The sequence below is a fragment of the Kribbella sp. CA-294648 genome (assembly GCF_050943845.1).
GTDB lineage: Bacteria > Actinomycetota > Actinomycetes > Propionibacteriales > Kribbellaceae > Kribbella.
In genome coordinates, this window is the sequence record NZ_CP191981.1 from 3,810,126 (window position 1) to 3,834,490 (window position 24,365).

The 24,365-nt window shown below is 68.0% G+C and carries 22 protein-coding genes; 11 read left to right on the plus strand and 11 right to left on the minus strand.

Translation table 11 applies throughout. The features are described 5' to 3' along the window. Positions 1-6: 6 nt before the first annotated feature. The 3 genes from ACQPYM_RS18125 to ACQPYM_RS18135 form a co-directional block, all read right to left on the minus strand. On the minus strand, positions 7-429 hold the full coding sequence (locus ACQPYM_RS18125; RefSeq protein WP_433022117.1) for a DUF4262 domain-containing protein: 423 nt from the start codon (positions 427-429) through the stop codon (positions 7-9). Between the two features lie 92 nt (positions 430-521). Continuing rightward, a complete protein-coding gene (locus ACQPYM_RS18130; RefSeq protein WP_433022119.1) occupies positions 522-1,307 on the minus strand; it encodes an Fpg/Nei family DNA glycosylase in 786 nt (261 codons plus the stop codon). A gap of 3 nt (positions 1,308-1,310) precedes the next feature. After that, entirely contained in the window at positions 1,311-5,897 is a 4,587-nt protein-coding gene (locus tag ACQPYM_RS18135; protein WP_433023323.1) for an ATP-dependent helicase, read from the minus strand. Positions 5,898-5,982: 85 nt separating this feature from the next. On the opposite strand from ACQPYM_RS18135, the gene ACQPYM_RS18140 reads away from it, so the two are divergent. After that, positions 5,983-7,083: an LppM family (lipo)protein gene (locus ACQPYM_RS18140; protein ID WP_433023325.1), complete on the plus strand. Its 1,101-nt coding sequence runs from the start codon at positions 5,983-5,985 to the stop codon at positions 7,081-7,083. Beyond that, positions 7,083-7,277: a DUF3046 domain-containing protein gene (locus ACQPYM_RS18145; RefSeq protein ID WP_433022121.1), complete on the plus strand. Its 195-nt coding sequence runs from the start codon at positions 7,083-7,085 to the stop codon at positions 7,275-7,277. The genes ACQPYM_RS18140 and ACQPYM_RS18145 overlap by 1 nt, the downstream gene beginning before the upstream one ends. Positions 7,278-7,310: 33 nt before the next feature. Here the strand turns inward: ACQPYM_RS18145 and ACQPYM_RS18150 are convergent, their stop codons facing one another. Together ACQPYM_RS18150 and ACQPYM_RS18155 are read right to left on the minus strand one after the other, a co-directional pair. Further along, positions 7,311-7,874 (minus strand): GrpB family protein, encoded by a 564-nt coding sequence (locus tag ACQPYM_RS18150; protein ID WP_433022123.1) that lies wholly within the window; start codon positions 7,872-7,874, stop codon positions 7,311-7,313. Between the two features lie 7 nt (positions 7,875-7,881). Further along, positions 7,882-8,700: a hypothetical protein gene (locus tag ACQPYM_RS18155; protein WP_433022125.1), complete on the minus strand. Its 819-nt coding sequence runs from the start codon at positions 8,698-8,700 to the stop codon at positions 7,882-7,884. A 247-nt stretch (positions 8,701-8,947) separates the two neighbouring features. On the opposite strand from ACQPYM_RS18155, the gene recA reads away from it, so the two are divergent. Next, a complete protein-coding gene (recA, locus tag ACQPYM_RS18160; RefSeq protein ID WP_433022127.1) occupies positions 8,948-10,018 on the plus strand; it encodes a recombinase RecA in 1,071 nt (356 codons plus the stop codon). Between the two features lie 7 nt (positions 10,019-10,025). Further along, positions 10,026-11,081, plus strand: coding sequence for a regulatory protein RecX (locus ACQPYM_RS18165; protein WP_433022129.1), 1,056 nt, complete (start codon positions 10,026-10,028; stop codon positions 11,079-11,081). Between the two features lie 286 nt (positions 11,082-11,367). Here ACQPYM_RS18165 and ACQPYM_RS18170 read toward each other — a convergent pair whose 3' ends face one another. Next, positions 11,368-12,837, minus strand: coding sequence for a hypothetical protein (locus ACQPYM_RS18170; RefSeq protein WP_433022131.1), 1,470 nt, complete (start codon positions 12,835-12,837; stop codon positions 11,368-11,370). A 264-nt stretch (positions 12,838-13,101) separates the two neighbouring features. Between ACQPYM_RS18170 and ACQPYM_RS18175 the strand changes: the two genes are divergently transcribed. The 4 genes from ACQPYM_RS18175 (at position 13,102) to rny (ending at position 17,180) form a co-directional block, all read left to right on the plus strand. Further along, positions 13,102-13,560 (plus strand): NUDIX hydrolase, encoded by a 459-nt coding sequence (locus ACQPYM_RS18175; protein ID WP_433022133.1) that lies wholly within the window; start codon positions 13,102-13,104, stop codon positions 13,558-13,560. A 79-nt stretch (positions 13,561-13,639) separates the two neighbouring features. Then, positions 13,640-13,924 carry a hypothetical protein gene (locus ACQPYM_RS18180; protein WP_433022135.1) on the plus strand — a complete coding sequence of 95 codons (285 nt, stop codon included), beginning with the start codon at positions 13,640-13,642 and terminating at the stop codon, positions 13,922-13,924. A gap of 321 nt (positions 13,925-14,245) precedes the next feature. Continuing rightward, positions 14,246-14,650 (plus strand): antitoxin, encoded by a 405-nt coding sequence (locus ACQPYM_RS18185; protein ID WP_433022137.1) that lies wholly within the window; start codon positions 14,246-14,248, stop codon positions 14,648-14,650. An 826-nt stretch (positions 14,651-15,476) separates the two neighbouring features. Next, a complete protein-coding gene (rny, locus tag ACQPYM_RS18190; RefSeq protein WP_433022139.1) occupies positions 15,477-17,180 on the plus strand; it encodes a ribonuclease Y in 1,704 nt (567 codons plus the stop codon). 171 nt (positions 17,181-17,351) lie between these two features. Here the strand turns inward: rny and ACQPYM_RS18195 are convergent, their stop codons facing one another. Both ACQPYM_RS18195 and ACQPYM_RS18200 read right to left on the minus strand, forming a co-directional pair. After that, on the minus strand, positions 17,352-17,726 hold the full coding sequence (locus tag ACQPYM_RS18195; protein ID WP_433022141.1) for a nuclear transport factor 2 family protein: 375 nt from the start codon (positions 17,724-17,726) through the stop codon (positions 17,352-17,354). Positions 17,727-17,778: 52 nt separating this feature from the next. Then, positions 17,779-18,690: a LysR family transcriptional regulator gene (locus tag ACQPYM_RS18200; RefSeq protein ID WP_433022143.1), complete on the minus strand. Its 912-nt coding sequence runs from the start codon at positions 18,688-18,690 to the stop codon at positions 17,779-17,781. A 71-nt stretch (positions 18,691-18,761) separates the two neighbouring features. Between ACQPYM_RS18200 and ACQPYM_RS18205 the strand changes: the two genes are divergently transcribed. Then, a complete protein-coding gene (locus ACQPYM_RS18205) occupies positions 18,762-19,493 on the plus strand; it encodes an SDR family oxidoreductase (RefSeq protein WP_433022144.1) in 732 nt (243 codons plus the stop codon). A 48-nt stretch (positions 19,494-19,541) separates the two neighbouring features. Here ACQPYM_RS18205 and ACQPYM_RS18210 read toward each other — a convergent pair whose 3' ends face one another. The 3 genes from ACQPYM_RS18210 to ACQPYM_RS18220 all read right to left on the minus strand — a co-directional run bounded on the left by ACQPYM_RS18210 (position 19,542) and on the right by ACQPYM_RS18220 (position 21,738). Next, positions 19,542-19,832 carry a DUF6458 family protein gene (locus ACQPYM_RS18210; protein WP_433022146.1) on the minus strand — a complete coding sequence of 97 codons (291 nt, stop codon included), beginning with the start codon at positions 19,830-19,832 and terminating at the stop codon, positions 19,542-19,544. Positions 19,833-19,912: 80 nt separating this feature from the next. Next, entirely contained in the window at positions 19,913-21,076 is a 1,164-nt protein-coding gene (locus ACQPYM_RS18215; RefSeq protein WP_433022148.1) for an acyl-CoA dehydrogenase family protein, read from the minus strand. Positions 21,077-21,162: 86 nt separating this feature from the next. Further along, complete coding sequence (locus tag ACQPYM_RS18220) at positions 21,163-21,738, minus strand: DUF1707 SHOCT-like domain-containing protein (RefSeq protein WP_433022150.1); 576 nt, start codon at positions 21,736-21,738, stop codon at positions 21,163-21,165. Between the two features lie 61 nt (positions 21,739-21,799). Between ACQPYM_RS18220 and dxr the strand changes: the two genes are divergently transcribed. Together dxr and ACQPYM_RS18230 are read left to right on the plus strand one after the other, a co-directional pair. Continuing rightward, entirely contained in the window at positions 21,800-23,041 is a 1,242-nt protein-coding gene (gene dxr / locus ACQPYM_RS18225) for a 1-deoxy-D-xylulose-5-phosphate reductoisomerase (RefSeq protein ID WP_433022152.1), read from the plus strand. Further along, positions 23,038-24,348 (plus strand): M50 family metallopeptidase, encoded by a 1,311-nt coding sequence (locus ACQPYM_RS18230; protein WP_433022154.1) that lies wholly within the window; start codon positions 23,038-23,040, stop codon positions 24,346-24,348. The genes dxr and ACQPYM_RS18230 overlap by 4 nt, the downstream gene beginning before the upstream one ends. Positions 24,349-24,365: the final 17 nt, after the last annotated feature.

Here is a 24,365-nt window from a genome sequence, read left to right on the forward strand (position 1 = left end):
GGGTGTTCATCGCCCGCTCTCCAGCCATGGGGTCCTGGTGGGCCAGACCAGCTGGAGCGCTTCGATGGGTGGATCACCCGGCCGCCTGAACATCGTGTTCGCCGTGTAGAGATGAGTCGTCGAATCCGGCATCCGCAGCAACTGCGGCTGGAAGAGATCGCCGAGATGATCACCCTCGTCGAACTGCCTTCCGGCGAGCACTGACTCCGCGAGCGGCTGAAGCTCACGCCCGACGAAGTCCGGATGGCAGTTGAAGGTGATGAACTCCGGGTGCCCGTGCAGGCTCAGCCCCAGGGTGTAGGCGTACGACGGGTTCCGCCCGCCGTGCTCACCCTCGATGAACTGCACCGTCCAGCCGAAGCGCTGGATGTTGGTCAGCAGTTGCTGCTCGTACTCGGGGTTGGTGATCCCACCGCAGATGTCGCACATGACCGTCTCCTCTCGAACTCGAACAGATGTTCGACTCGTCAGAGAACGTATCCGTCTTTCCGCCGAACCAGCTGGTCATCCACAGGTGAATTTCACGCCTCGGGCTGACAGGTGGGGCACCAAAAGCTGACCCGTTCCCTGGGCGGCTCGCCGATCGGGGCTGTCTGGATCGTCGTCCCGCACCGACGGCACGGTTTACCGGCCCGCTCGAACACATAGGAACGCTGCCCCGGCCGGTCGATACCGGTCGATACCTGAGTCGCGTTCCGGAGATTGGCCTTCATCAGTCGGCGACTCAGGTCGACCGCGGCCGCCAGGTCCACCGAGCCGGCCTTGCGCCATGGATGCAGGCCGAGCAGGAAACAGACTTCGACCCGGTAGAAGTTCCCGATCCCGGCCAGGTTCCGCTGGTCCAGCAGGGCCTCGCTGATCGTCCGATCAGGTTCGGCAGCGAGATTGGCCAGCGCCAGGTCCCGGTCGAAGTCGGGGGACAGCAGGTCAGGTCCGAGATGACCGACGACGGTGCCCTCGGCATCGGTCGCGACCAGTTCCAGCACTGGCAGCCGATATCCCACGGCCACCCAGGCCGCGGTCTCCAGCACCGCCCTGACCTGGTGGTCCGGACCGCCTCGCCATTTCTCGCCCGGACGGTACAGATGCCAGCTGCCATCCATCCGGAGATGGCTGTGGATGGTGACGCCGCCCGACAGTCGCATCAACAGATGCTTGCCTCTAGCAATCACCTCGAGCACGCTCCGGCCGCTGAGATCGGTCGTGGCCAAGGACGGCACCCGGAAGTCCGTGCGTGTCAGTTCCTGCCGGCCCAAGGCTTGGTCCAGCCGTTTGCAGGCCCGCCAGACGGTGTCTCCTTCGGGCATGGCTCAGGCCCGAAGCCGCAGACCGCGCGGCGTCGCATGGAATCCCGCCTTGGCCAGTGCATCGCCAAAGGCTGTGTGCCGCACCTGTTCACCGTCGGCCGTCTCCACACTGAGCTTGCCGAGATGCCCGTCTCTGATCGCCAGGGCCAGTGCGTCGACGGCCGGCTGCAGCAGGTCCGGATCCTCGGTGAAGCTCAACACCGTCCGCCCGCCGCGTTCGACGTACACGATGAGGCGTCCGTCGACGAGCATGACGAGTGCACCGGCCTTCCGCCCTGGTCGATGACCACCGGCGTTATCCCGCTCGGGCCAGGGCAGAGCCGCGCCATACGGATTGGCCGGATCAGAAGCCGCCAGTACTACGGCCCGCGCCGCCGGCTGCTCCTTCGACGGCCGGCTGATCGATCCGCTCGTCGGCAACTCGGCCATCGCCCGCAACCGGTCGACGGCGCCGGGCAAAGCGAACTGCGCGGCCCCGAGCCCGGCAACGAAGTACCCGCGACGGCATCGCCCGGACTCCTCGAAGGCGCTCAGCACCTTGTAGACGGCCGCGAACCCACCCGGCGTCCGCTCGGTCATCACCGAGCCGCGCGTGACGATCCCGTAGCGATCCAGCAGCGTCTCTGCTGCCGCATGGGCCCGCCTAGTCGCATCCTCGTTGCGCTCTGGCAGCAACGACCACCGTCCACCGGCTGTCGGCGGACCACTGCGTGCAGGCATTGCGGGTCGTCCTGGTCTCAGCCCTCGTCCAGGTCGCGCGCGAGGCGTAGCTCGGCGGGTTCGGTGGGCACCTCGGCCCCCGCCGACCAGTGATCGAACCGGTGCGAGTGTGTCGTTGGTCAGGTGCCCGGCCCAGACCAGATCCCACAGGATGCCGACCATCGTGTTGTCGTCGACCACCCCGGACGCGGCGCCGACGACATCGCTCAACTGACGGAAGAAGAACGCGCCCCCGCCGGCCAACGCGTCGAGCACGGCCTGATGGGTCTCGCCCAGTTCGAAGGACGGGTCAGGATCGGGCAGCGTGAGATCGCAGTTGTCTGCCAAGTGCAACGAAACCCAGCCATCCGTGCCCGGCAGCGAACCCGAGCCGGCCCACACCACCTCTCCGGTCGCGGTCAGCTCGTCCAGCATTGACGGCTGGTACCCAGGTACCCGCGACGGCAACACGATCGACTCCAGCGCCGACGCGGGCACAGCACATCCCGCCAACTGCTCGACAGCACCCAGCAATACGTCGTACCCGCGGCCGCGGCTGCTCGTGATTCCCTGCCAGGCAGGCAGGAACCGCGCGAGGGCGGCCGGATCGACTGGCTCGACCTCCTTGCGCAGGGCCGCCAGCGATCGGCGGCGCAGCAGTCGCAGGATCTCGCTGTCGCACCACTCTGTCGCGACACCACCCGGCAGGAACTCGCCCTCGACCACTCGCCCAGCCGCGGCCAGCCGGCGCAGCGCCTCACTCACGACGGCAACGCCGATCCCGAGATGTGTCGCCAGGTCGATCGCGCGGAAAGGCCCGTGGGTGCGGGCATAACGCGACACCAGATCGCCTAGGGGATCCGCGACTGACTCCGCATGCGCCTCGGCGATACCAGGTGGCAGCGGTACGCCGAGGGCGTCACGCAAGCGCGCGACGTCTTCCACCACAGCCCACCGGTGTTCACCGGCCACCCGCACCCGCACGACCCGGCGGGCCGCGGCGAGCTCGGTCAACCAGGCTTCCGCATCTGAACCGTCGACGCAGCGCTGAGTTGCCTCGGACAACGACAGCGGCCCGACCAAGCGGAGTACGTCGAAAAGCCCTTCGGCATCACGGGCTCGCCGGTCCTCGGCCAGGCGTTGCAGCTCGGCCTCGGTGCGCAGTACGACCTCGGCGTCGAGAAGCTCACGCAGCTCGGTGCGGCCCAGCAGCTCCGCGAGCAGACCTTGGTCGAGCGAGAGTGCTGCCGCGCGCTTCTCGGCGAGCGGGGTGTCGCCTTCGTACATGAATGCGCCCACATAGCCGAACAGCAGCGACTTCGCGAACGGTGAAGCCTCCGGCGTCTCCACCTCGACCACGGAGATCCGGCGTTCGCTGATGCCCGTCAGCACATCCTTCAAGGCAGCCAGGTCGTAGACGTCCTGCAGCACCTCGCGCAGAGTCTCCAGCACGATGGGGAACGACCCGTACTTGCTGGCCACGCTCAACAACTGCGCCGATCGCTGCCGTTGCTGCCACAGTGGTGATCGCTTGCCCGGATTGCGCCGGGGCAGCAGCAGCGCGCGGGCCGCACATTCACGGAAGCGCGCGGCGAACAGTGCCGAGCCGCCGACCTCCGCAGTGATCAGATCCTCGATCTCCGCCGGATCGAACAGCACCAGATCGGCACCCGGCGGCGGCTCGTCCGTCTCCGGCAGGCGCAGCACGATGCCGTCGTCACCCGAGACCGACTGGGCATCCATGCCGTACCGCTCGCGCAGCCGCGCGGCGATCGCCAGCGCCCAAGGGCCGTGCACCTGACCGCCGTACGGCGAATGGATGCAGACCCGCCAGTCGCCGAGCTCGTCGCGGAACCGCTCGACCACGATGGTGATGTCGTCGGGCACCCGGCTGGTCGCCTCGCGTTGCTCGCCGAGGTAGGCGACCAGGTTGTTGGCGGCGTACTCGTCGAGGCCTGCGTCCCGTGCCCGCTTGACCGCCTTCGCCGGCGGCAGAGCGGCAATTGTCCGAACGAACGCACCGGTCGCCGCTCCCAGCTCCGCGGGGCGACCGACCGCGTCGCCCTTCCAGAACGGGAGGCGGCCGGGCTGGCCGGGAGCGGGGGAGACCAGCACCCGGTCGTGGGTGATGTCCTCGATCCGCCAGCTCGACGCGCCCAGCGTGAAGACGTCGCCGACGCGGGACTCGTAGACCATCTCCTCGTCGAGCTCGCCGACCCGATGGTTGGTGGACTCGCCGACCAGGAAGACGCCGAACAGTCCTCGATCCGGGATCGTCCCGCCACTGGTCACCGCGAGCCGTTGCGCACCGGGCCGGCCCGAGATCTCGCCACTGACCCGGTCGAACACGATCCGCGGCCGCAACTCGGCGAACTCGTCCGACGGATAACGCCCGGACAACATGTCCAGCACGCCGTCGTACGCCGATCGTGGCAGCGTCGCGAACGGGGCGCAGCGGCGTACCAAGGTGTAGAGCTCGTCCACGTCGATGGTGTCGAGGGCAACGATCGAGACGATCTGCTGGGCCAGCACGTCGAGTGGGTTCGCCGGGATGTGCAGGCTCTCGATCAGCCCGTCGCGCATCCGCTGGACCACGACGGCGGTGTCGATCAGGTCGCCACGGAACTTCGGGAACAGTACGCCGCGCGAGACAGCGCCGACCTGGTGACCGGCGCGACCGACCCGCTGGAGCCCGCTCGCGACCGAGGGCGGTGCCTCGACCTGGATGACCAGATCGACCGCACCCATGTCGATCCCGAGCTCGAGGCTGCTGGTCGCGACCACGCACGGCAGCCGGCCGGACTTCAGATCGGCCTCGATGAGCGCTCGCTGCTCCTTGCTGACCGAGCCGTGGTGAGCGCGGGCAATCAGCGGGGGAGCGGCCAGGGAGGCGCCCGACTGAGCCATCAGCTGGGCCGGCGAACCGGCCTCGGGCAGCTCGAGGTCGGCGCGCTCGGCGGCGATCTCGTTCAGCCGGGCGGTCAGGCGCTCGGCCAGCCGACGGGAGTTGGAGAAGACGATGGTGGATTGGTGCGCCGAGATCAGGTCGAAGACGTGCTCCTCGACATGCGGCCAGATCGACGCGTGCCGGGGCGGCCCGGCGGCCGACCCGGACGTCTCGATCTCGGTGTTGGCGAGCTCGGCCATGTCCTCGACCGGCACGACCACGCTCAGGTCCCATTGCTTGGTGAACTTCGGCTGCACTACTTTCACCGGCCGCTCGCCGCCGAGGAAGCGCGCGACCTCCTCGACCGGGCGAACCGTCGCCGACAACCCGATCCGTTGGGCCGGCTGGGGCAGCAGGGCGTCCAGCCGCTCGAGTGTGAGCGCCAGATGCGCGCCGCGCTTGGTGCCGGCGACCGCGTGCACCTCGTCGACGATGACCGTCTCCACACCCCGCAACGACTCCCGTCCCTGCGACGTGAGCAGCAGGAACAGTGACTCGGGCGTGGTGATCAGTACGTCGGACGGTTTGGTGGCGAACCGCCGCCGTTCGTTGGCCGGCGTGTCACCCGACCGAACCGCCACCTCGACGTCGATCGGCGCCTCGCCGAGCCGCCGCGCGGTCTCCCGGATGCCGATCAGCGGCGCCCGCAGGTTGCGCTCGACGTCGACCGCCAGCGCCTTCAGCGGCGACACGTAGAGCACGCGGCAGCGCAGCTTCGGATCCTCCGGTGGTGGCGTCGTCGCGAGCCGGTCGAGCGCCCACAGGAAGGCCGCCAGCGTCTTGCCCGAACCCGTCGGGGCGACCACCAGCGCGTCCCGGCCCGCGGTGATGGCGTCCCACGCCTCGAGCTGGGCCGGGGTGGCCGCTTCGAAGACGTCGCCGAACCACGCCCGGGTCGCGGGCGAGAAGCGGCTCAACGCGCTGGATCTCTGCACGTCCACCATCTTGCCCGGCCGGTCCGACAGTTTTCGGCCAGGAGGGTTCCCAAGGCCCATCCTGTCCCCTCCTTCTGGAATGATCGGCGCCATGATGAACCGCGTGCGCACAGCGCTCGTCGTCGTGGCCTGCCTGGTTGCTCTGACCGGCTGCGTGAAGCTCGACGGCGACCTGAAGGTGAATTCCAACGAGACCGTCTCCGGCACGATGCAGATCGGCATCGACAAGCAGTTGCTGACCAGCAGTGGTCAGTCGATCGACGAGATCCGCGCACAGGTGGAGCGGGGCATCAAGCAGACCGCCACCGAGGGCGTCACCTGCGAGGCCTTCCAGGACGACAAGTACATCGGATCGAACTGCAAGTTCGACAACGTGCCGTTCAGCAAGATGGGCACCTCGACCGGCCAGGGCGTGGGCTTCCGCAAGGACGGCGAGAAGTTCGTCGTCACGGTCAAGCAGGCGAACCTCGGCCGGAACACCGGCGGTGCGACGCCCGCGGTCAACTTCAAGATCACCATGCCGGGCAAGATCATCGAGCACGACTCGGGTGCCAAGGTCGACGGGCGCACGGCGACGTACGACAGTCTCGACAAGCTGGGCAACGTGTCACTGACCTCCGAGGCCGGCGGCGGTTTCCCGGCGTGGGCGTGGATCCTCCTCATCGTGCTTCTGCTGCTCGCCGCCGGAGCCGTGGCCTTCTTCGTACTGCGCGGTCGCAAGGCCAAGGCGCAGCAGTACGGGCAGTACCCAGGCCAGCCGCAGCAGGGCCAGTGGGGCCCCCAGTACGGCGGCCAGCCGGGTGCGCCTGGTCCGTACGGTCCGCCGCAGCAGGGTGGGTACGGTCAGCCGGGTCAGTACGGCCAGGGCCAGCCGGGGCCGTATGGCCAGCCGGGCCAGCCGCCGCAGCAGTACGGTCAGCCTGCCCCGGGGCAGTACCCTGGGCAGCCGCAGCCCCCGCAGCAGGGTCAGCCCGGTCAGTGGGGTCCGCAGCAGCCGCCGCAAGGTCCGCCGCAGCAGGGCCAGGGTGGCTGGGGACAGCCGCCTCAGGGGCCGCCCGCCCAGGGGCAGCCGCCGCAGGGCCAGCCACCGCACGGGCAGCCGCCGCAGCAGGGGCAGGGTGGATGGGGTCAGCCGCCGCAGCAGGGCGGACAGCAAGGCGGTTGGAACCGGCCGCCGGACAACGATAGGCAGTAATGAGACTGACGGAGTTCTGGGCCCGGATGGACCACCATCTGGGCCCTGCCTACTCGCGGACCTGGGCCGAGACCCAGGCACTGAGCGAACTCGGGGGCCGCACGGTCGAGGAGGCCCTCGCCGACGGCGAAGCCGCCAAAGCTGTCTGGCGCGCCGTCTGGGCGCACCTGCAACTCCCCTCCAGCGAGCGCTGACCAGGGGAGTTGCCAGCAGCAACTACGTCTGTCTCAGACGGACCAGCCGGTGCGGGCTGCCCATTCCTCGGCCGGCAGATAGATCAGGTCACACACGGGATCCTTCAGGTCGGCGTACTCACCGACAGACTCCAGACGCAACGCAGCGGCCCGCCGCTTGAACTCCCCGTACGCCGCGGCGGTGTCCGGATGGGCACGCAGATAGTCCCGGAAGAGCAGTGCGTATCGCTGGTTCGCGCGGCCGGCCACCCGCACGTGGAGATTCACCCTGCGCCGGTACTGCGGCTCCATCACCAACCGCTTGACCCACTGGAACTCGTCCGTCGGCAGGCCGGGCACCGGATGGTCGCGACGCGGCGGCCGGGCTTCCCAGTCGGCTGCCACCAGCAACTCCACCGCGTCATCCAGCTCGGACTCCGCAGCGACTGTCGCCTGGATATCGAGGACGTCCTTGGCAGGCAGTCCCGGCACCGAGGTCGAACCGATGTGGTCGATCCGTACCACCGTGTCGCCGAGGATCCTGCCGAGCACCTCGGCCGTCTTCTCGTACTGCGCCGGCCAGTTGGCGTCCGGGTTCACGATGGCGATCGCGTTCATGGGGTGATCATCGCAGTGCGCCGGGGCCGCTGTCTCCGATCGGGCGGACCCGGAATGCGCTCGAGCTGAGCAGCTCGGCAGCGGCGTACGCGGCCTTGCGGATGCCCTTGCGCTCGTCGAAGAAGCCGCCGACCACTCCCACCGCGGGCAGCTTGCCGATGATCCTGGCGCCGATACTGCCGCGTGGGCGGTCCTCGAACACCTCTCCGAGGCCACCGAAGAGCTTGCTGATCCGCCAGACCAGGCGGACCCCCTTGCGGAGACCTGCCTCTTCCGACTCGTTCCCTAGCCCGAGCTGCTCCGCCACGTCCTTGCCGGCGGCGGTGGGGTCGTCGTACCGGAGTACGTCGTCCGGCGTGATCGCACGGCCGGTGAGTACGCGGGCGATCACCGCAGTACGGTCGGCATGCGCCTCGACGCCGTACTCGCGGCAGACAGCCCCGATCACCATGGCCTGTACTGCGGCGCCGAGAGTGTCCTTGATGGGCAGGGCGTCGGCGGCGGCACCGCTGAGCCGGGGGAGACCCGCTACGACCGCAGCGAACCCGCCTAGGCGCTCCACCCACCAGTCGCAGCGCTTGGCCAGTGGCAGCGTCGGCCACTCGGCGTGACCGGGCACCTTCATCTGCAGCAACCTGTCGATCGCGAGGATCAGGCCCTTCTCGGCCAGGTTGGGCTGCTCTTGAGCGGAGTACTCAGCCAGGACTGTGCGGATGCCGAACGGGTCCTGGCTACGGAGCGCGTCGAGCACCGAGTCGATGCCGAACTCTACCCGGCTGAGGGCGAGGATGACGGCGGAGTCGGGGATGTCGGGACGGTCGGTCACGTCCGCCAGGGTAGGGAGTGGGCGGTTCAGCACGATCTGCGGGGTGTTCGGCGTGTCAGTTGTGATTCGAACAGGTGTTCGGGCTATTTTGTCTCGTACGAGTTCCCCGGATCGGCCGGTTTGTCCACAGATTCACTCCGGCACCGAAAACTGTCCGTCGGAACCAATACCGTCTCTGGCGACAACGAATTTCCTCCGGGCGGCTGGCACAGCGGCCCCGATAGTAGATGGGTTAGGTGGCAGTCACATGGCTGGTGCAGCGGCGAAGGAAGACCGCAAGGCCGCGGATCGCGAGAAGGCGCTGGCGACCGCGCTGACGCAGATCGAGCGGAACTGCGGCAAGGGCGCGGTGATGCGCCTGGGCGATCAGGAGCGGGCGAAGATCGAGGTCATTCCGACCGGGTCGATCGCGCTCGACGTCGCGCTCGGCATCGGCGGCCTGCCCCGCGGTCGTGTGGTGGAGATCTACGGTCCGGAATCGTCCGGTAAGACGACGGTCGCGCTGCACGCGGTGGCGAATGCGCAGCGGGCCGGCGGGATCGCGGCGTTCATCGACGCGGAGCACGCGCTCGACCCGGACTACGCACAGAAGCTCGGGGTCGACACCGACGCCCTGCTGGTCTCGCAGCCGGACTCCGGTGAGCAGGCGCTGGAGATCGCCGACATGCTGATCCGCTCCGGCGCGATCGACATCGTCGTGATCGACTCGGTGGCCGCGCTGGTGCCCCGGGCCGAGATCGAGGGTGAGATGGGTGACAGCCACGTCGGTCTGCAGGCCCGGCTGATGAGCCAGGCGCTGCGGAAGATGACCGGTGCGGTCAGCGGGACCAACACCACCGCGATCTTCATCAACCAGTTGCGCGAGAAGATCGGCGTGATGTTCGGCTCCCCGGAGACGACGACCGGTGGTAAGGCGCTGAAGTTCTACGCCTCGGTGCGGCTCGACGTACGCCGGATCGAGTCGCTGAAGGACGGTACCGACTTCGTCGGCAACCGGACCCGGGTCAAGGTCGTGAAGAACAAGGTGGCCCCGCCGTTCAAGCAGGCCGAGTTCGACATCATCTACGGCCAGGGCATCAGCCGCGAGGGCAGCCTGCTGGACCTCGGTGTGGAGCAGGGCTTCGTCCGCAAGGCCGGCGCCTGGTTCACCTACGAGAGCGACCAGCTCGGACAGGGCCGGGAGAACGCGCGGAACTTCCTGCGTGACAACCCGGATCTGGCCAACGAGCTGGAGAAGAAGATCAAGGAGAAGATGGGCATCGGTGTGGCGGTCGAGGTACCGGCCGAGGCTGCGGCCGAGGTCGATGTCGACTTCTGATCACCCGATGTCTTCCGGCGACAACCGTCCGGGCAGCTCCAAGAAGGCTTTGCCGGAGCTGCCCGACGGAGTCCGCCGGGGACTGGCGGGAATCACTCCGCCGACGCCGGTGGAGGCCGATCCGGTAGCGGAGCTGCCTCCCGTCCAGCCACTTCCTTGGTCACTTGATGACACCAAGGACGTCAAGGCTGCCAAGAAGTCCGCTGGGGGCCGCTCGGGTAAGTCCCGGCGGTCCAAAGGCGGGCGGGCCGGCGCGGCCACCGGTGGCCTGGTCACCGGGGGTCCGGCCGGTAGTGGTCCGGCCGATGGTGGCACTTTCGATGCCTTCGAAGGGCGTCCCGATGGCATGCCGGAGTGGGCTGCCGGCGAGGGCGACGCTGACGACTCTGCTGGTCCACCTGCGGGGATCTCTGCTCCGAGTGTTCGGCGTTCTTCTGAACCTGCCGAGCCTTCGGGAACAAGTAGTAACCGGCGGCGGCCGGGGACGCGGGCGACCCGGCGGTTCGGGGATCGTCGGCCGACTGCGCCGGCGGATCCTGAGCTCGATCGGTCGGCGGACCCGCATTCGGCGGCCCGCACGATCCTGCTGGACAAGCTGAGCGGCCAGCCGCGCACCCGCGCCGAGCTGGCCGGGCTGCTGGCCGAGCGGGAGATTTCTGACGAGGTGGCCGACGAGGTGCTCGATCGGTTCACCGAGGTCGGGCTGATCGACGACGCCGCATTCGCCGCCGCCTGGGTGGAGTCACGCCACCGCGGTCGAGGCCTTGGCAAGCGCGCTCTCGCTCAGGAGCTGCGTCGCCGGGGAGTCGACGACGAACTGACCCGCGACGCCCTCGAAGAGCTCGACCCCGACCAGGAAGAGGCGACCGCGCGCGCCCTGGTCCGCAAGAAGCTCCGCTCGATGCGATCCCTGGAACGCCAGGTCGCCATGCGCCGCCTGATCGGCATGCTCGCCCGCAAGGGCTACCCCGGCAGTCTGGCCATGACCATCGTCAAACAAGAACTAGACGCCTCCGACGAAGAGCTCCCCCTCCTCAACGACTCCGGCCTAGAAGCCGACTAACCGTCGCAGCCCAGCCGACGCGCAGTACAAGAAGCTCGACTGGAGTGGTGGGACCGTTCGCCGTTGCACGCCAAACAACTCACCCACAGGCGACTGGGCTCCTGCTGTCGCTCAGGAACGCCTCCACCTACAGACTTCGGCGTCCTCCGATGTCGTCCAACTGCCGGCCGCGCGAAACGCCGCTGAGCTAGAGACGACCCGACCACGGCGAAGCGTGCTGTGGGACAGCAGGTCTTCTTGCGGAGGCGCTGCCTGACGTCCTGCAGTTGTTGGGTGCCGAGGGCGGCTAGTGGTCGTCCTCGTCGCGGGAGAAGGACGACTCGTTGAACCACAGGCCGGGATCGGTGTGGTTCGCGAGTACTTCCAGGGTGGCGCCAGAGCCACGGAAGACCTGGGGGTCCACCGGAATCGCGCAGCCGTTGATGCCAAGGACCACGGTAGGGCCGTCCGTGCGCATCACGCCGGCCACCTCTTCCCAGCGGATCTCGTGGATGCCGTCATGGTCGCGCAGTGCGAGTCCCTGTTCGGTCTGCACCAGGACGAGCGAGCGAGCGTCCTTGAAGAAGGTCCTTGCTGAGAGGGACGGCTTGTAGACCTTCCCCGCCGGCAGCTCGGGAATCACTGGGCAGTGCGCCTCGGGACGAAACCCGTGTGCCTTCCAGACGTCGAGCACCTCCTGGTCGGCGTACCCGATCGCCGAAGGCAGAGCATCCCGCAGTACTGCGGCAATGTCCGCCGGGCGGACCTGCTTGGCCAGTACTACGTCAGCCGGTGGCAGCGGCTCGTCGCCCATCAGCTGGCGCATCGTGGTGCCGAAGGCCGCGGCCAGTTCTCTGTCGGTGGTGGCGAGGTCCTCCTCCAGGCGGGCAACCGCCAACGCCAACTCTTCCTCGCTGGGCCCGTGGGCAGCCAGATCGGTCAGTGCCTCTCCCACAGCCCGCGCTACCTGTTCCTCGGTGCCTTCGCGGGCTTCGGCAAAGATCACGAAGTCCCTACCCACAACCTGGCTGTCGACGACGTAGCTGTGCCCAGCGACGTGACGACACTGCTCCTCGATCCTCTTCTCCAGCACGCTCATCGCAAGACTGGGCACGCGTGCAGCATCTCGAGGCGGCAGAGTGAGCAGCACTGCGGCGCCCGGGATGCCGTACCCGACTGCTGACGGTCCATCCGGCAACCGTCCGATGGGGTACTCCCTGATAGGCGCGGACCCCTGCGGCAGCTTCAGCTCCAGCCCTTCCGGCAGCGGCCCACTGACCCGCAGTACTGCGTTGCCAGGCACGAACCACTTCTGCGCGAAGGAGGTCACGTGCTCCGCCGTCAGGCCGTCGTACCCGGCGCCTTCCAGCCATGCCAGCCCCGGACCATCAGCGCCGTACCGGACGAACAGCAGGAAGGCGGCCATCGGATGCGCGGCCCAGCCGTCTTCGGCAGCCAGTACTCCGGCCTCGACCGCGAGCCGATCCACTGGCGGGTCGGCCAGCGCGGCGCAGAGTCGGTTCAGGAACTCTCCGACCCGCGCGGGCGATCCCGACGCCGCGAAGGTGGTCGTCATCAGATCGACCTCAGCCTCGAGTTGGATCGGCAACTGCCGCACGGTACTCATCACCAGATGCTCGACGGTGTGCGCGACCCCGACGGTGCGCAGCGTCTCGTCCCGGGCCCCGACCGCGAACGTCAGGGTGACGTCGGTGTGCTCCTGTGGCTGCCGGTGCCGCAGCAGCCGCACGCCGTCGAGATGTTCCGTCTTGATCACCGGCGAACTGTACTGCCTGGGAAACCGGCTGACGTCGGCGCGGGGAAGCCGTGAAGGTGCCGCAACTGACAGGGTTACCGACGGTGTAGGCGCGGCTCATGAACCGGGCGTTCCCGGCCGCGCTACAGTCACCGGCGCCCCTTCGGTGGTTCACCGGTGGTGTGCTTGGCTGCCGTGGCCGCACGCCCTCTGGGTCTTCCGCTGCTGGTCTTCTTGTCCTGCCGGAAGGATGGGTTCCTTTAGGGTGCGGGGATGAGTTTTCGGTTGGCGGCTTATGCGGTTTGTGTTGACGACGGGCGGGTGCTGCTTGCTCGGTACGTGTCGCCGAAGGGGGAGGGGAGTTGGTGGACTCTTCCTGGGGGCAGGGTCGAGCCGGCTGAGGATCCGTTTGATGCGGTGATCCGGGAGGTTCTTGAGGAGACCGGGTGTGATGCGGTGGTGGAGCGGCTGCTGGGGGTGGATTCGCGGGTGATTGGTATGGCTGAGAGCACCTCGGGATCTGAGCACCAGAATGTCGGGATCTTTTACGGAGTCCGGATTACCGGTGGTGAGTTCCGGCCCGAGCCGAACGGCGAAACCGCCGAATCGGTCTGGACGCCGATAGCGGAGGTCACCGGACTGGACCGCTCGGTGGTGGTCGACATCGGCATCGCGCTGTCACAGACGGCCCCGGCCACCGGGCATGTCCCTTCCGTCCAGGTTGGCGGTCTGATCCGGCACTGACATCGGTGCCCAAGGCAACCGCTAGCTGCAGAGAGCAGGTGCTGCGGGGGTGGGGGAGGTGGCTGGTGGACTATGGGGGATGACGAATTTCGAGGGTGATCGGGAGACTCTTCAGGCGCTGGCGAATGAGGGGAACGAGAAGGCTTTGGATCGGCTGGCTGAGCTCGCCGACGAGCGTGGGGATCTCGAGGAGTTGAGCGAGCTGCTCGATGAGGGTTCCGAGCGGGCGGGGGAGTTGCTGACTCGGCGGGCTGTGGCTGGTCGGGATCTGCGGGAGCTGCAGCGGATCTCGGATGCCGGGTACGACGAGGCCGGCGAAGTACTCGACAAGCTCCTCGACAGCGCTGCCGGCGACGAGCGGTAGATCTGCGGAGGGACCGGCAGATGGAACGGGCAGGTGGAACGGGCGGATGCAATGCCCGTCCTCTGCGGCCGGACGAGGAGCTTCAGTCCGTCTGAGTCGGTAGCTCAGATGAGCGCGGCGACGGTGCCGACGCGTGCGCATGACGCCGTTTGTGAGGTTGTGAAATGAGTGCACGGTCCGGGCTGGTGGGGGTGGTTGCGGCGAGGGGCGTTGACGGGTGGGGGTTGACGGTGTCTGATCCGAAGTACGGATCGGGTTTTGGGCGGTCCGTAGGCTGGGATTTTCGTCCGATCCGCCCCTGACACCTCTCGGAGGGTGCAAATGACCGATTTCCAGGAACAGGCTAAGAACTGGCTCCGGAATGTCGTCAACCAAAATCCGGACAAGATCAAGGCAGGCGTGGAGAAGGCCGGCGACCTGATCGACAAGCAGACCGGCGGGAAGTACGCCGAGAAGGTTGATGCCGTGCAGCAGAAGGTCGGCAGCTATGTCGACAACCAAGCCGGGTCCTCGCAGTCCGCGCAGCCCTCCGACAGTCCCGGTGCGACCGGGCAGGAACCTCCGGCCGGACAGGAGTCACAGGCCGGGCGCAGGAACCACCAACCGGACCTGAAGACGGTGCGCCGGATGCCGCGACGCAGGCTGGTTCGTCCGGCGCGGAAGCAGTTGACAGCGACTCCGCTGCAGGCGGAGCAGAGGTCGATGAGGCCGACCCGGCCGCTGTAGACGGGACTGTTGTCGGCGGGAAAGCACCCGACGTAGCGGCCAACCCGAGCAGCTCAGCCGGCTCCGGCACAGAAGGCGCCGCAACCGGCAGCACCGCCACCGGCACCACGGACACCACAGCCCCAACCGGCACGGCGGACAACGCCGACTCCGGCGAAACCGCCACCGGTACTGCGGACAGCGCCGATTCCGGCGAAACCGCCACCGGTACTGCGGACAGCGCCGACACTGGCGATGCCGAGACTGGCACGGCGAACGGCGCCGAGCCCGGCGATGAGTCCGCTGGAACTGCGGAGGGTGGGCTGCCCGGACCGAGGTAACACTCGCTGGACAGACTCTCGGCGACCCGGTACTCCGAGCCCCGCCACTTCGGCGCGGCAGGAGGACCGGGTCGCCTCCGTTTGCCCGAATTGTGGGGTGGGGTGTCGGAGGGTGAGGGGGTGGTGGCTGTGGGGTGGGGTTGGGGGGAGGTCTCGATTTGGGCGGGGATGGTGTGCACGGGTGTTCGTCTTGACCGGGTCGGTGGGCGCGCCTAGCCTCGGAATCAGTAAGGGATCACTCCACCGCAAGGTGGCGTACATAGCACCGATCGGCCGGTCGACCGCCGGCTGACCGGCCAGACACCCGGGACACCACGTGGCCCGGGGGACGCGAGACCAACGCTCGACCGAGCTGCCGTATAGGACGACCCGGCCCCGCCGGGTGCTCGATGCACCGCCGAACTGGGTGGTGCTCTTCGTCGTACCGTCCTGCCGATCGCTGTGAAGCTCCCTTCGACGCCGACAACGTCACGCCCCTGGGCGCGACTCGCAGAGGGGAGACGCCGATGTCACTCGCGGTCATGCTGACGGCGGCATCTGTGGGGCCCGTCCTGATCGGGTTGCTGATCGTCGTCCTGCTCGCCTGGATCGGCCTGACGCTGTCCCGCCGCAAGAGCGCCGACCTGTCCTCGGCCGCCATTGCTGCCGAGGCGAACGCCAAGCTGGAGGCCGCGACCATCACGGCCGACGCCAGGTCCGCTGCCGAGCTGGTGACTCGGCAGGCGGAAGAAGCGGCCGCCGTACTGCGTGTCCGCGCCGAGGCCGCCGAGCAGCGAGCCGAGGAGATCCGCCGCGATGCGGAGAACCGGGCCACCGAAGTACGGCGTGAGGCGGATCAACGGGCTTCCGATGTTCGCCAGAAGGCCGAGTCCGAGGCGCAGTCGATCCGCGAGGACCTGCGGGAGCAGCGGCTCGAGATGGAGCGGCGCGAGCACCGGCTGACCGAGCGCGAGGAGCGGCTCGACGAGCAGCATCGGTCGATCGAGGAACGTCAGGCCGAGCTGACCGCGCAACTGGCCGAGCTGGACCGCCGCAGAGCCGAGATCCGCGACCTCGAGGACGAGCGGCGCCGGATCCTGGAAGGCGTCGCCAACCTCACCACCGAGCAGGCGAAGGCGGAGCTGGTCGCCGCGATCGAGGCGGAGGCGAAGCGGCACGCGCACACGATCGTCCGCGACATCGAGCGGCAGGCGCAGGACGAGGGCGAGGTCAAGGCGCGCAGGATCATCACCGGCGCCGTCCAGCGACTGGCGTCGGAGCAGACCAGTGAGTCTGTCGTGTCGGTCGTGCACCTGCCCAGTGACGACATGAAGGGCCGGATCATCGGCCGTGAGGGCCGCAACATCAGGTCGTTCGAGCAGACCACTGGCGTCAACCTGATCATCGACGACACCCCCGAAGCGGTGCTGCTGTCCTGCTTCGACCCGGTACGCCGGGAGACGGCGCGGCTGACTCTGGACTCGCTGGTGCTCGACGGCCGGATCCACCCGAGCCGGATCGAGGAGATCTACGAGCGCAGCAAGGGCGAGGTCGCCGAACTGTGCGAGCGGGCCGCCGAGGACGCGATGGCCGAGGTCGGGATCACCGATCTTCACCCGGAGCTGATCCGCACGATGGGTCTGCTGCGCTACCGGACGTCGTACGGGCAGAACGTGCTCAAGCACCTGGTCGAGTCGGCGCACATCGCCGGGATGATGGCGGCCGAGCTGGGGCTGGATGCCAAGCGGTGCAAGCGCGGCGCGTTCCTGCACGACATCGGGAAGGCGCTGACCCATGAGTCCGAGGGCAGCCACGCGATCGTCGGGGCGGAGCTGGCTCGCAAGTACGGCGAGGACGACGACGTCGTGCACTGCATCGAGGCGCACCACAACGAGGTCGAGGTGCGCACGGTCGAAGCGGTGCTGACCCAGGCGGCGGACGCGGTCAGCGGTGGCCGGCCGGGTGCGCGGCGGGAGTCGCTCGAGGCGTACGTGCAGCGGCTGGAGCGGCTCGAGGAGATCGCGATGCACCACGACGGCGTGGAGAAGGTCTTCGCGATGCAGGCCGGCCGGGAGATCCGGGTGATGGTGCTGCCGGACGCGGTCGACGACATCGCCGCCCAGGTGATGGCACGCGACATCGCCAAGCAGGTCGAGGAGGAGCTGACCTATCCCGGCCAGATCCGCGTCACGGTAGTCCGCGAATCCCGCGCCACCGAGGTCGCCAAGTAGGCGAGGGGCGGCATCACGCCCGTCCCGTTGCTGCCGATCGCGACAGGGGCGAGTGCTGCCGACCGCGCTGAGGCGAAACCGGTTGCCGCGCCCCCTGTCCTTCCTAACTGAGTGTATCCGCCGGATCACCTCGCTCGCGGCGTTATCCACAGGTACTGCTTGCGCGGCGACCTAGTCCGCGTACTTCGACCGCCAGGCCGGTGGTTCGAAAGGTGTGCCGTAGAGGCGCGTTTCCCGGGATATCCGGCCGTTGGTGAATTCTACGATGTTGGCTACGTGGTAGGTCTCGTCGCCGTAGTCTGCCCGGCCGAGTAGGACGAAGTGGTCGCCGGCGCCGACTATGCGGTGGACGTCGATGGACGGCGGGGCGGGGTACTCCTGTTGCATTGCGCGCATCTTGTCTCGGCCGATGATTCGTTCGCCGGACTGGGGCATCTCCAGGATGTAGTCGTCGGCCCGCATTTCGTACTCGGCCTCGGCGGACAGTGCCAGTTGCCCGTCCATCGGCCAGAGGCGTTCCAGCAGCGCGCGGTTCTTGTCGGTCATGACGACCACCTGCCCTTCTCCGCCCAGCCTGCGCCGGCACCTTCAGCCAGTCTTAAACCGCCTCCAACTGACGCGCCACGGCCGCGGGAACCCGCAGACCGGCCGCCTTCAGAAACCCCACGAACTGCTCGACCAGTACGTCGCTCCGCCCGGCCGTCAGCGCGACGACATCGCGTGACTGTGGTGGGTCGAGTCGATGCACGGTGCCCGCAAACCCGGCCGGAACCCCACTCACCGGTACTACGGCCGCCCCGAGTCCCGCCGCTGCCAGGGCCGGCGCCGACGTGGTCTGCTGGGTGCGGATCACGATGTCAGGTGACACGTCGTGCTCGGCGAAGAGCCCGTCGAGCCAACCGGCCAGGCCATGCGGACCGGCGTACTGGATGACGGGGTAGCCGTGCAGGGCGGTGATCGGGATCGGGCCGGGCCGGTCGCCGAGCGGATCGCCGGTGTGGAAGACGATGACGACCTCTTCGCCGGCGAGCAGTTCGACCGGGCCGTCCCAGCGGGTCGGGCGTGGGCTGATCGCCACATCGATCTCGTCGGCCGTGATCATCGCGGCGAGAGCATCGGCACTCGACCGCTCCTGCAGGACGAGGCGCACGCGCGGGTGGCGCCTTCGCCAGGTGCGAAGCATCGGCGCCAGCAGACCGGCGGTCATCGAGCCGGCGCAGCCGATCCTGAGGTGGCCTTCATCCAAAGCGGCCACGGCACGCCCTGCCTGTACTACGCGTTCGGCGGCCCCGAGCGCTTCCCGTGCATGCCGCAACGCCTCTCGTCCCGCGGAGGTCGGGCGGATGCCACGGGGGAGCCGCTCCAGGAGGGGCGAACCCAACTCATTCTCCAGTACTGCGATCTGGTGGGACAGCGCTGGTTGCGAGAGGTGAAGCTGCGCGGCGGCTCGGGTGATCGACCCGGCCTCGACGGTGGCGACGAAGCATTCGAGGGCTCGCAGCGTTGGCATAGAAGAATCCTATGTCAGGCATCGGAAACTGGTCTTTGTGGTAATGGCTAAAACCAACGAGCCTGAGACGCATGACAACAGCAACGGCAGGAATCGAGAACCAGCAGGTGGTCATCGTGGCGGGAACGTCGGGGATCGGCCGGCAGTTGGCGCAGGACGCCATCGGGCGCGGTGCCCGCGTGACCATCACCGGCCGCGATGCCGATGCGGTCCGGGCGGTGGCCGATTCGATCGAGGGAGAGGTAGCGACTGCGGTCGTTGACCTGAGCAACGAAGAGTCGATCGAGGAGCTGGCGACCGAGCTCGCTCGGCGCGACGTGGTGGTCGACCATCTGATCTCGCTGGCCAACGCACCGGCGAAAGGGCCGGTGGAGAAGCTGGAGCGGGACGCCATCATCGGGGCCTTCGACGCGAAGGTGATCGGCGCCCTGCTACTGGTCAAGCACTTGCGGCCGACGGTCTCGGTGACACTCTTCTCCGGCATCGTCGCCTGGCGGCCGCGGCCCGGCATGGCTGTCACGGCTACCAGCAACGGCGCGGTCGCCTTCCTTGCTCAGGCGCTCGCGGTCGAGTTGGCCCCGGTCCGGGTGAACGCGGTGTCCCCGGGCGTCGTTGACTCCGGCGCCTGGGACGCGTTGGGTGCAGCGGGCAAGGACAAGTTGTTCGCTGACACGGCAGCGCGGAACCCGGCTCGCCGCATCGGTACGTCGCAGGAGGTCTCCGGTGCGGTCCTGGATGCCATCAGCAACCAGTTCCTGACCGGTACCGTCCTGCACCTCGACGGTGGCGCGCGCCTGGTCTGACCCGCGTCACCGCTCCTGCGTCACGGCTCCTGCGTCACGGCTCCTGCGTCACGGCTCCTGGGGCGGTTTGATGTGGCTGGGTGTGACGTCGATCTGTTCCTCGATCGCGTACTCGTGCGGCTCGGTCGTGTACTGCTCCTCGACCTTGGGTTTGATCAGTTCGATCTCCTCCTCGTCCTTGTCGCGGACGAGCTGATATGAGAACCACAGCCACAGCCCGCCGCCGAGCATGATGATGATGCCGATGGCGGTGAGGTCGATCCGGCTGGACGTGTCGCGGATCGCGAACGCGACGAGCGCGCCCACCACCGTCAGTGCAATTCCCCCGTGGATCCTCATCGTCACCTCCAAGGAGTGACTTCTGCGGATAGTTGCTTACGTTCGGTACCCAAAACCACGGAGAGTCATGCAGGGGGTACTCAGCGGAAGGCGGACTGGCCGGTCAGGGCCTGGCCGATCACCAGTTGGTGGACTTCGGAAGTGCCCTCGTAGGTGAGGACGGATTCGAGGTTGTTCGCGTGGCGCATCACCGGGTACTCGCCGCTGATGCCGTTCGCGGCCAGGATCGTGCGGCATTCGCGGGCGATCGCGATCGCTTCGCGGACGTTGTTCAGTTTGCCGACGCTGACCTGCTCGGGGCGCAGCGTGCCCTTCTCCTTCAGCCGGCCCAGGTGCACTGCCAGCAGAACGCCTTTGTTCAGCTCAACGGCCATGTCGGCGAACTTCGCCTGCGTCAGCTGGTACGCCGACAGCGGCTTGTCGAACACCTGCCGCTCGGCCGCATAGGCGACCGCGGTCTCCAGGCAGTCGCGGGCCGCGCCCATCGCGCCGAAGATGATCCCGAAACGCGCCTCGTTCAGGCAGCCCAACGGACCGGACAGCCCACGGGCCTCAGGCAACAGAGCCGACGCCGGCAACCGCACATCATCGAAGATCAGCTCCGACGTCACCGACGCCCGCAGCGACATCTTCCGGGTGATCTCCGGAGCCGAGAAGCCGGCCGCATCAGTCGGTACGACGAACCCGCGGACGCCGTCGTCCGTGCGGGCCCACACGACGGCCACATCGGCCACCGACCCGTTGGTGATCCACATCTTCGAACCGTTGAGCACCCAGTCGTCGCCGTCGCGCCGCGCGTTTGTCCGCATGCCACCCGGGTTCGACCCGAAGTCGGGTTCGGTCAGCCCGAAGCAGCCGATCGCCTCGCCGGCGGCCATCCGGGGCAGCCACTCGTTCTTCTGCCCTTCACTGCCGTACTTCCAGATCGCGTACATCGCCAGTGAACCCTGCACGCTCACCAGCGAGCGCATCCCGGAGTCGGCCGCCTCGATCTCCAGGCAAGCCAGCCCGTACGCCACCGGACCCAGGCCGGCACAGCCGTAACCGGTCAGATGCATACCGAGCAGGCCGAGCGCGCCCAGCTCCTTCGCCAGCTCGCGCGCCGGGATGGTGGCCGACTCGAACCACTCGGGCAGCTGCGGCCGCAACCGCTCGTCCGCGAACCGCCGGGCCGTCGCTCTGATGGCGACTTCCTCTTCGGTGAGCAGCGAATCCACGTCCACGAGATCCAGCGAAACCGTCATGCCCACACGCTATCCGCAACCGCGCCGCCACACCCTGAGGAAGACCTCACACTCCAGGTGGGGTTCACCTCACCCCGCAACCAGGCTCACTTTCGATACCAGGGCCACCACCAGTGGCGCTTCCGAGGATGCCGGACCGTGATGCTGCTGTAGCGAGCCTCCCCGGTGATACGCAACCGGACACCGCCAGGCTTCGCAGTACCGGCTTTGTTGGACGCGCTGCTGCCGACCATGTCGATCTGGTCCAGGTCGACGCTCCAGCCCTCGGGAACGATCATCAGGATCGAGCTGTGCTTCGGCCGGGCCTCGACGTGGATCTCGGGCCAGTGGACCACCGCGTCGGTGAAGTCGAGCCGCAGCGACGAGTGTTCGGGCAGGGCCGTGACCCGCTCCGGCACGGTCCAGGCGCCCTCGCGCTTCTGCGCGCTGTGCTTGGCCCGGATCGTCAACTCGGCCGCACCACCCCGGGCGACCGGGACCAGATCCGCGGTGGCGTCGCGCAGTTCGAGCTGGGTCTTCGCGGCGTAGATCCTGCTCAGCCGCTCGTCCATCTCCTCGAAGTCCAGCCGGCCGTCGCCGTGCGCTTCCTGGATCACCGCGGCGGCCCGTTCGCGGTCGTTGTCAGAGGCTCGATGCCCGGGCGGCGGCTGTTCCAGACTCATAGGAGCAAAGGTAGCGCTGCCGCGAGCCGGCCGGGGTCCACGACCTGTGACAATAGGCGGCGTGAATCAACGCACCGTCGTCATCCTCGGTTCGACCGGCTCGGTCGGCACACAAGCACTCGAGCTGATCGGCCGGAACCGCGACCGGTTCCGGGTGCTCGCACTGTCCGCGGGCGGGGACAACGTGGCGTTGCTCGCGCAGCAGGCGCTGGAGTTCGAGGTCGAGGTGGTCGGCGTCGCCAAGGCCACCACCGCGCAGGATCTGCAGCTGGCCTTCTATGCCGAGGCGCAGAAGCGCGGGTACGCCCAGGGCCAGTTCCGCATCCCCAAGATCCTCACCGGCCCGGACGCCTCGACCGAACTCGCCGGGATGGCCTGCGATGTCGTCCTGAACGGCATCACCGGATCAGTCGGCCTGCAACCCACCCTGGCCGCACTCGACGCCGGTACTACGCTCGCGCTGGCCAACAAGGAGTCGCTGGTCATCGGCGGTCCACTCGTGGTGAAGCGGGTGAAGCCGGGCCAGATCGTGCCGGTCGATTCCGAGCACAGTGCGATCGCCCAGTGCCTGCGCAGCGGCACCGCCGACGAGGTACGCCGTCTGGTGGTGACCGCGAGCGGTGGGCCGTTCCGCGGCTGGAGCCGGGCCGAGATGGCCGACGTGACCCCTGAGCAGGCAGCCAACCACCCGACCTGGGACATGGGTCCGGTGATCACGATCAACTCGGCGAACCTGGTCAACAAGGGCCTCGAGGTGATCGAGGCGCACCTGCTCTACGGGCTGCCGATGGACCGGATCGAGGTGGTCGTGCACCCACAGTCGATCGTGCACTCGATGGTCGAGTTCGTCGACGGCTCGACTGTGGCCCAGGCCTCGCCGCCCGACATGCGGCTGCCGATCGCACTCGCGCTGGGCTGGCCCGAACGCATACCGGACGCTGCGCCGGCCTGCGACTGGACCAAGGCGGCCTCCTGGGAGTTCGAGCCGCTCGACGACGAGGCATTCCCGGCGGTCCAGCTGGCCCGCGAGGCGGGGGAGCGGGGCGGTACGGCGCCGGCCGTGCTGAACGCGGCGAACGAGGTCTGCGTCGAGGCGTTCCGCAGCGGGCGGCTGCCGTTCCTGGGGATCGTCGACACCGTGGCCCGGATCGTGACCGAGCACGACGTACCCTCGTATGTGGAACTGTCCATCGACGACGTACTCGCCGCGGACGCCTGGGCCCGCGTCCGGGCCCGTGAACTGACCGGCACCACCACCGACGACCCGACGAACGACCAGGGCCAGGAGATCACCAAGGTATGAGCGCACTCCTCACTTTCATCGGCGTGGTGCTGTTCGTCATCGGCGTCCTGGTCTCGGTCGGCCTGCATGAGATGGGTCACATGCTGCCCGCCAAGGCGTTCGGCATGAAGGTCACCCAGTTCTTCGTCGGCTTCGGCAAGACCCTCTGGTCGTTCAAGCGGGGCGAGACCGAGTACGGGATCAAGGCGATCCCGGCCGGCGGGTTCGTCCGGATCATCGGGATGCTGCCGCCGGCCAAGGGCCAGGACCCGACCAAGGTGCGCAAGGCCAACACGGGTCCCATCCAGTCGATGGTGGAGAACGCGCGCTCCGCGGAGTACGAGACGATCCAGCCCAGCGACGACGGCCGGTTGTTCTACCAGAAGGTGTGGTGGAAGAAGCTGCTCGTGATGGCGTCCGGACCGCTGGTGAACGTGCTGATCGCGTTCGTCCTGTTCGGCGGCCTGTACATGATGTACGGCGCTCCCGTCGCGCAGACCACCGTCGCCACGGTCACCGACTGTGTGATCCCTGCCTCGGAGGCGGCCAAGTCCGGCCGCAAGTGCGAGCCGACGGACAAGGAGTCGCCGGCGAAGGCCGCCGGGTTCAAGGTCGGCGACAAGATCCTGTCCTTCAACGGCACCCCGATCGGCAGCTGGGACGACCTGACCCCGCTGATCCGCGCCAACACCGACAGGCCGGCCAGCATCGTGGTCGAGCGCGAGGGCCGGCAGCAGACGCTGACCACCAACACCATTCTCAATCAGGTGGTGGAAAAGCCCGGCTCGGACAAGTTCGTCTCGGTCGGCTTCCTCGGTGTCTCGCCCGAGCAGAAGGTGGTCCGGCAGGACTTCGGGTACGTCGTGGACAAGATGGGCGAGATGACCGTCGGCACGGTCCAGGCGCTCGGCCGCTTCCCGGAGAAGCTGGTCGGCGTGGCCAAGGCGATCGTCGGCGGCGAGCGCGAGCAGGACAGCCCGATGAGCATCGTCGGCGCCAGCCGGGTGGCCGGCGAGGTGGCGTCCAGCGACCTGACCCTCGGCCAGAAGGGCTCGGGGCTGATCCTGCTGCTCGCCTCGCTGAACCTCTTCCTCGCGCTGTTCAACTTCATTCCGCTGCTGCCCCTGGACGGCGGGCACATGGTCGGCGCGATCTGGGAGGGCATCCGGCGCGGGTTCGCGAAGCTGTTCGGCCGGCCCGATCCCGGCTACGTCGACGTGGCCAAGCTGCTCCCGATCGCCTACGTGGCGGCCAGTGTCATCGTGGTGATGGGCGTGCTGCTCGTCATCGCCGACATCGTGAACCCGATCAAGCTCTTCAACGGCTGATGAAACTCCAACGGACA